Origin of the sequence: Belnapia sp. F-4-1 (assembly GCF_000802185.1) — a bacterium.
Taxonomy (GTDB): Bacteria; Pseudomonadota; Alphaproteobacteria; order Acetobacterales; family Acetobacteraceae; genus Belnapia.
In genome coordinates, this window is sequence record NZ_KN676113.1 from 1,249,860 (window position 1) to 1,256,596 (window position 6,737).

6 protein-coding genes are annotated in these 6,737 nt (G+C 70.5%); 2 read left to right on the forward strand and 4 right to left on the reverse strand.

The annotated features are described in order from the left end of the window. Nucleotide 1 precedes the first annotated feature (1 nt). Genes LH62_RS06145 through LH62_RS06155 form a run of 3 tightly spaced genes read right to left on the reverse strand, consistent with a single transcriptional unit; the run spans nucleotide 2 to nucleotide 2,750 of the window. Complete coding sequence (locus tag LH62_RS06145) at nucleotides 2-1,177, reverse strand: cysteine desulfurase family protein (RefSeq protein ID WP_043365275.1); 1,176 nt, start codon at nucleotides 1,175-1,177, stop codon at nucleotides 2-4. Nucleotides 1,178-1,194: 17 nt separating this feature from the next. Beyond that, complete coding sequence (locus LH62_RS06150; protein ID WP_043359968.1) at nucleotides 1,195-2,271, reverse strand: cysteine desulfurase family protein; 1,077 nt, start codon at nucleotides 2,269-2,271, stop codon at nucleotides 1,195-1,197. Beyond that, the gene (locus tag LH62_RS06155; RefSeq protein ID WP_043359969.1) at nucleotides 2,268-2,750 is read right to left on the reverse strand and encodes an Rrf2 family transcriptional regulator; all 483 of its coding nucleotides are present in this window, start codon (nucleotides 2,748-2,750) and stop codon (nucleotides 2,268-2,270) included. Before LH62_RS06155 ends, LH62_RS06150 begins: the two co-directional genes overlap by 4 nt. A 409-nt stretch (nucleotides 2,751-3,159) precedes the next feature. On the opposite strand from LH62_RS06155, the gene LH62_RS06160 reads away from it, so the two are divergent. Both LH62_RS06160 and LH62_RS06165 read left to right on the forward strand, forming a co-directional pair. After that, nucleotides 3,160-3,828 carry an alpha/beta hydrolase gene (locus tag LH62_RS06160; RefSeq protein WP_043339097.1) on the forward strand — a complete coding sequence of 223 codons (669 nt, stop codon included), beginning with the start codon at nucleotides 3,160-3,162 and terminating at the stop codon, nucleotides 3,826-3,828. 74 nt (nucleotides 3,829-3,902) lie between these two features. Then, a complete protein-coding gene (locus tag LH62_RS06165; RefSeq protein ID WP_043359970.1) occupies nucleotides 3,903-4,856 on the forward strand; it encodes a tripartite tricarboxylate transporter substrate binding protein in 954 nt (317 codons plus the stop codon). Between the two features lie 34 nt (nucleotides 4,857-4,890). Here LH62_RS06165 and LH62_RS28080 read toward each other — a convergent pair whose 3' ends face one another. Then, the gene (locus LH62_RS28080) at nucleotides 4,891-6,654 is read right to left on the reverse strand and encodes a nucleoside hydrolase-like domain-containing protein (protein WP_052213765.1); all 1,764 of its coding nucleotides are present in this window, start codon (nucleotides 6,652-6,654) and stop codon (nucleotides 4,891-4,893) included. Nucleotides 6,655-6,737 lie beyond the last annotated feature (83 nt).

A 6,737-nucleotide genomic window follows, 5' to 3' on the forward strand; every position in this document is an offset into this window, starting at 1 on the left:
TCTACCTGCTCGCTCCCGAAACGGCCGTCCGCCAGCCCGCGGCGAGGGATGCCGCGGCCCGGTCCACATCCGCGGGCGAGGTAAAGCGGCCGATCCCGATCCGCAAGGTGGCGCGTGCCTCCGCCTCCGGAATCCCAATCGCCCGCAGCACGTAGGAGGGCTCCACCGCCGCCGAGGAACAGGCCGAGCCGGTCGAGACGCACACCTCCGGCGCCGCCGCCATCAATGCCTGCGCATCGACCCCGCCAGGGAAGGTGAGGTTGAGGTTGCCCGCCACCCGCCGCTCGGGATGCCCGTTGACCCGGATGTCGGGCACCTCCGCCCGCAACGCATCGAGGAAGCGGTCCCGCTGCCCGGCGATCCGCCCGGCATCGAGCATCGCCTCAATGCCCGCCACCCGCGCCGCCTCGCCAAGGCCGACCACCAGCGGCGCCGGCAAGGTCCCCGAGCGCAGCCCCCGCTCCTGCCCGCCGCCCGAGAAGAGCGGCGCCAGCCGGACGCGCGGCCGCCGCCGCACATAGAGCGCGCCGATGCCCTTCGGCCCGTAGATCTTGTGCCCCGAGATCGAGAGCAGGTCGGCCTGGACATCCTCCACGTCGAGCGGAATGCGCCCGACGGCCTGCGCCGCATCCGTATGGAACAGCGCCCCCGCCGCCTTCACGATACCCCCGATGGCCTCGAGGTCCTGCACCACCCCGATTTCGTTGTTCACCGCCATGACAGAGACGAGCAGCGTCCGCCCATCCACCGCCCCGCGCAGCAGGTCGAGATCGACCAGCCCATCCGCCCCGACCGGCAGCAGCACCGGCTCGCAGCCTTCCTCGGCCAGGTCCCGCACGCTCTCCAGCACGCATTTATGCTCGGTGACGAGGGTCACGACCCGCTGCCGCTCGCTGCCCTGGCTCCGGGCGAAGCGCGCCGCCCCCTTGATGGCGAGGTTGTTCGCCTCCGTCGCCCCCGAGGTCAGCACGATCTCCCGCACCTCCGCCCCGATCAGCGCCGCGACCTCCGCCCGCGCCGCCTCGACGGCCTCCTCCGCCGCCCGCCCCATGGCGTGCTCGACGCTATGGGGATTGGCGAAATTCTCCTCCCACCAGGGCCGCATGGCGGCCAGCACCCGCGGGTCGAGCGGCGTGGTGGCGTGGTTGTCGAGATAGACGGGCCGGTTCGGTCGCATGCCCTGATGGTGGCCCCTCAGGCCGCGCTTTTGGAGAGGCGGGCGCGCATGGCAGACCATGCTTCGAGGAAGCGCTCGGCCGCATCTTCCGGCGCATCCCAGGGCAAGGAGACGCGGATGCCGCAGCCTGCCAGCGCGCCGAGCCCCATCGCCTCCAGCACCGGGCTCCTTGCTACCTTCCCCGAGGAACAGGCCGCGCCCGCCGAGACCCTGACGCCAGCCAGGTCGAGCGCGATCACCTGCGTCTCCGCCGCCACCCCCGGAAGGATGATGCAGCTGGTATTCGGCAGCCGCGGCGCTCCGGCTCCGGCGATGACGGCCAGGCCCGCCACCCCCGCCTCAATCCGATCCCGCATCGCCGCCAGCCGGGCCGTTTCGCCGGGGCCGGCCACCGCCGCCGCCATGCCGGCGATGGCCGGCAGCGGTTCTGTCCCGCCACGCCGCCCGCGCTCCTGCCCGCCGCCCGCGATCAGCGCCGGCAGCTCGAGCCCCGGCCGCAGCAGCAGCGCCCCCGCCCCCGGCGGCCCGCCAAGCTTGTGGCCGGAGAGCGCCCAGCTGTCGGCCCCCTCGGGCAAGGCGATGCGCCCCGCCGCCTGCACCGCATCCACGTGCAGCAGCGCCCCGTATGCCCGGCAAAGCGCGGCCGCTTCGGCGATGGGGTGGATCACCCCCGTCTCGTTGTTGGCCGCCATCAGGCAAACCAGCGCCGACGGCCCGCCGGCGAGCATCCGCTCCAGCGCGGCGAGATCGGCTCGCCCGTCGCCGAGCACCGGCACCACCTCCGCACCCGCTCCCGCGGCCGCCAGCACCGCCGGATGCTCCGTCGCCCCGACCAGCACCCGCCGCCCGCGCCCGAGGCCGTGGACGGCAAGCGCATTCGCCTCCGTCCCGCCGCCGGTGAAGACGACATCCCCGGGCCGCGCCCCGAACCGCATTGCGATGGCCTCCCGTGCCTCCTCCAGCCGCCGCCGGGCCGCCCGGCCCGTGCCATGGACGGCGGATGGATTTCCTCCCGCATCCAGTGCCGCGAGCACGGCCGTCCGCGCTGCCGGCCGCAGGGGCTCGGTGGCATTCGCATCCAGGTACAGCGTCATTCCGCCGCCTGCATCCGTGGCACATTGGCGCGCCCGGCGATCCGCCCGGCGACGATGTCCGCCAGTGTCAGATGGGCAAGGAACAGGCGGATCTGCTCGCCCAGCTCCTCCCACAAGTCATGGGTCAGGCATTTCTGCCCGGCCAAGCAGCCGGGCGAGCCTTCCTCGCAGCGGGTTGCCCGCAGCGGCTCGTCCACCGCATCGACGATGGCGGCGATGGCGATTTCCTCCGCCGGCCGGGCCAACCGATAGCCGCCCCCCGGTCCGCGCGCCGAGGCAACAAGCCCTGCCCGCCGCAGATGACCGAACAATTGTTCGAGATAAGCCACCGAGAGCATCTGTGCCCCGGCCAGGTCCGCCAGCGAGACCGGCCGTGACGTCGGATTCCCAAGCCTTCCAGCGGCTTCGCCCCCTTTGTCCCGGGCAGCGAGCTCAACCATGGCCATCACCGCATAGCGACCACGGGTAGAAAGTCGCATTGCCCAATCCCCTAATTTCAAGCACCCGGCCGGTACGCCGCCCGGCCCCATGCCGTGGAGGTGGGGCCGTGCCTTGAATTCGTTATGAAACGTGGAGGCGCATCCCTATATTCCCGCCACCCCCGGATCCGGGAGACTGTCCGGGGGGTTGCCGATCCATGAACTGGAGACATAGCTGCTGCGATGAAACACGTCCCCTCCGGGAGCGTCGCATCCATCAGGCTATTTTGTCCGACCAGCCCGGTCAACCTTAGGGCCGAGCGGGACATGGACCGGGGCTGGCCCCGTCAAGCCGGCAAGGACTTCCCCAGCAAGCGCACTTGCGCGCTTGGCCTGTCGGCGGGCTGGTACGCCTCCCCGTCGGCAGCCCAGACGCGCAGGGCACAACCGGAATTGGACCCACGGGACGATGCCTGAGGTCATGTTCGCCGGCCCTGACGGTCGGCTCGAAGGCCGCTACCACCACTCGAAGCAGCCCAACGCGCCGGTGGCGCTGCTGCTGCACCCGCACCCGCTGCATGGCGGGACCATGAACAACCGGGTGATCTACGCGCTCTACCAGCGCTTTCAGGCCATGGGCTTCTCGACCCTGCGCTTCAACTTCCGTGGGGTCGGCCGCAGCCAGGGCCGGTATGACGGCGGCATCGGCGAGATTTCCGACGCCGCTTCCGCGCTCGACTTCCTGCAGGCGGTGAACCCGAACTCTCATAGCCTCTGGGTCGCCGGCTACTCCTTCGGCGCCTATGTCGGCATGCAGCTGCTGATGCGCCGGCCGGAAATGGGCGGCTTCGTTTCCATCAGCGCGCCCGCCAGCCACTACGACTTCGGCTTCCTCGCCCCTTGCCCGTGCAACGGCCTCATCCTGCACGGCGCGGCCGACGAGCTGGTGCCGGAGAGCTCGGTGAAGAAGCTGGTCGACAAGCTGAACACCCAGCGCGGCATCACCATCGACTACCGCGTGATGCCGGGCGCTGGCCATGTCTTCACCCCGGAGGAGACCGAGCGGGTGGTGGACATGTCGGAGGATCATGTGAACAGCCGCATGAACCGCAGCCGGATGGCGCTCGCCGCCGACTGACCGGCGTATCGACGGTTGCAGGACCGAGGGCCGGGGGGGACACTCCCCGGCCTTCGTCATTTCGGGGACCCCCGATGCCCAAGCGCCGCGCCCTGCTTGCTGCTCCCTCCCTGCTTCTCGCCCGCCCCGCCGCGGCCGCCGACTGGCCCGACCGCCCGCTCGCCATGATCGTCGCCTTCGCCCCCGGCGGCGGCACCGACGCGGCCGCCCGCACCATCGCCCGCTTCCTTGAGCGCGACCTTGGCCAGCCCGTCGTCGTCAACAACCGCCCCGGCGCCGGCGGCGAGATCGGCTTCGGCGAACTGGCGCGGGCGAAGCCGGACGGCCTGACCATCGGCTTCATCAACACGCCGCACATCGTCACCCTGCCGATCGAGCGCCGCACCCGCTTCCGGCTGGAGGACTTCACCCCCATCGCCAACATCGTCGACGACCCGGGCGCCTTCTACGTCCTGACCGACAGCCCCTACCGCAGCCTCGCCGACCTCATCGCCGCCGCCCGCGCCCGGCCCGAGAGCATCAGCTACGGCAGCACCGGCATCGGCTCCGACGACCACCTCGCCGTCCTCGCCTTCGAGCGCCAGGCCGGCATCCGCCTGCTCCACATCCCCTATGCCGGCAGCGCCCAGGTGAAGCAGGCGCTGATCGGCAAGACCATCGAGATCGCCTCGATGAACGTCGCCGAGGGCGTGCAGGAGAGCCGCCAGGGCCTGCTCCGCATGCTGGCGCAGATGGGCGAGCGCCGCACCGAGGTCGCGCCCGAGATCCCGACCTTCCGCGAGGCCGGCTTCGACGTGGTCGAAGGCTCGATGCGCGGCCTTGCCGCCCCCGCCGGCCTGCCGCCTGCCGTGCTGCAACGGCTGTCGCTGGCGGTGGACCGGGTGGTGCAGGACCCGGAATTCCAGGCCAGCGCCATCCAGCAGGCCCTGCCGCTCCGCTTCCTGGCCCCGGAGGCCTATCTCGCCGAGCTCGCCGCCCTCCGCGACAAGTACCAGGCCCTGTGGTCGGCCCATCCCTGGAGGGAGTAGCCGGGGAGAGGCTGCACGCCCCCTCCCCGCCGGCTCAGGCGAAGAGCTGGTCCGCCATCGCTGCGCTGCCGGTATCGGTGAAGGCGAAATCCGCCGCCCCGTTCCGGTTCAGCAGCGCCGTGTCGCGGGCTAGGTCGGTGCCGTTGTAGCTGATGCCATCGACATGCAGGTTGCGGTCGGTCCCCGCGACGCCGCCATAGGCATCGTTGAGGAAGGTGACGGTGACCTTGTGCGAGCCGGCGTTCCAGTCGCCCCGCACGGTGATGACGTCGTCCTGCCCCGATGCATGGGAGGCGCTCGCGGTCAGCGTGCCGCCGATCTGCTTGCCGTCGACTCTGACGGTGTACTGCGCGCTGCCGTTCCAGGCATCCTGGCTGATCTTCAGCACCAGCGCGTCGCTGCCGCTGCCGATGGTCTTCACCATCCCGCCGGACGCCGCGCCGCCGGTATCGGTGAAGGTGAAATCCGCCGCGCCGTTCTTGTTGAGGAAGGCCGTCCCCTGGGCGAGCGCCTTGCCGTTGTAGCTGACACCGTCGACATGCAGGTTGCGGTCGGCGCCGGCGCTGCCGCCCCAGGCATCGTTGAGGAAGGTGACGGTGACATTGTGGTTGCCCGCGCTCCAGTCGCCCTTGATGGTGATGACGTCATCCTGTCCCGCCGCATGGGAGGCGCTCGCCGTCAATACGCCGCCGATCTGCTTGCCGTCGACCTTGACGGTGTATTGCGCGCTGCCGTTCCAGGCGTCCTGGCTGATCTTCAGCACCAGCGCGTCGCTGCCGCTACCGACGATCCCCGGCTGCCCTGGTCCCGGCACCGGTGTCGGCGCCGGCGCCGACGGAGAGGATGTCAACCAGTCGAAGCGCTTGGCGAAGTCGCCCTGCCAGGCGGCCCGGTCCTCGTAGACCGTCCGCGCCCCACCGCTCTCGGCGAAGTTGAAGCCCTGGTCGGTGCGGTCCACCCAGTACTGGCTTCCGGCCTTGCGGTACTCGCCGCCCCAACTCTCGGCCGTCGGGTCGTCGTTGTTGCCGGCGGTGTCGATCAGGTAGAGGATGGTGGCCGAGTCACCCATCTTCGTCAGGTTCAGGTCTCCCGACGTGCCGCGGATGTCGATCGTGTTCTGGTAGAACAGGTCACCGAGCGCGCCATGCCCCTTCGCGTTGTTGGCGGCCCAGCTGTTGCCGGTCGGATAGCGGTTGTCGGGCATCGCGTAGACCCCGAAATGCGTGCTGGCCTCGTCGATCCACCAGAGGTCGCCCTTGCCGGCGAAATTCGCCTTGAGGTACTTGTGCGCGTTCGGCTCCTGCACCTGGCCGGCCACCGAGAGCAGGCGGATGTTGTCCGCGATGTCCGGCGCGTCGTGCAGCGCCCGCGCCACGTCGCCGACCCCGCCCCAGGTGGCGACATAGAGATCGGTGCCCGCCGCGGCGGCCTCGCGCGCCTCGCGCACGATGGCCCGCGAGGCCTCGGTCTGCGCCACGATGCCGCTGCTGCCGGCAACCGTCTTGGTGCCCTGGTATGTGATGTCGTGCAGCTCGGCCGCCGTCTTGAAGCCGCTGCCGTGCCGGGCGAGCTCGTCCTGGTTGGCACCGTATTTGTCGATGACATGGTGGATGAAGGACGCGTCGTTCTTGCCGGGCTGCCAGCGCGAAACGCTGGAGGCGATGCCGACGATGTCGAACTTGTCCTGATACATCAGCGCATGGACGAGGGATTGGACGTCGTCCTTGTCCCCGTCGATGTTGTTGATGCCGGTGATCATCTGCATGTCGGTCGAGATGAACAGCCTCGGGAGAGCCATCGGAAACTCCTGCCTTCTGCCTGCCGCCCCGGCGGACCCGCCCCTCATCCGGGCTGGATGCGGGGGCGGGGCGCCGGGGGGGG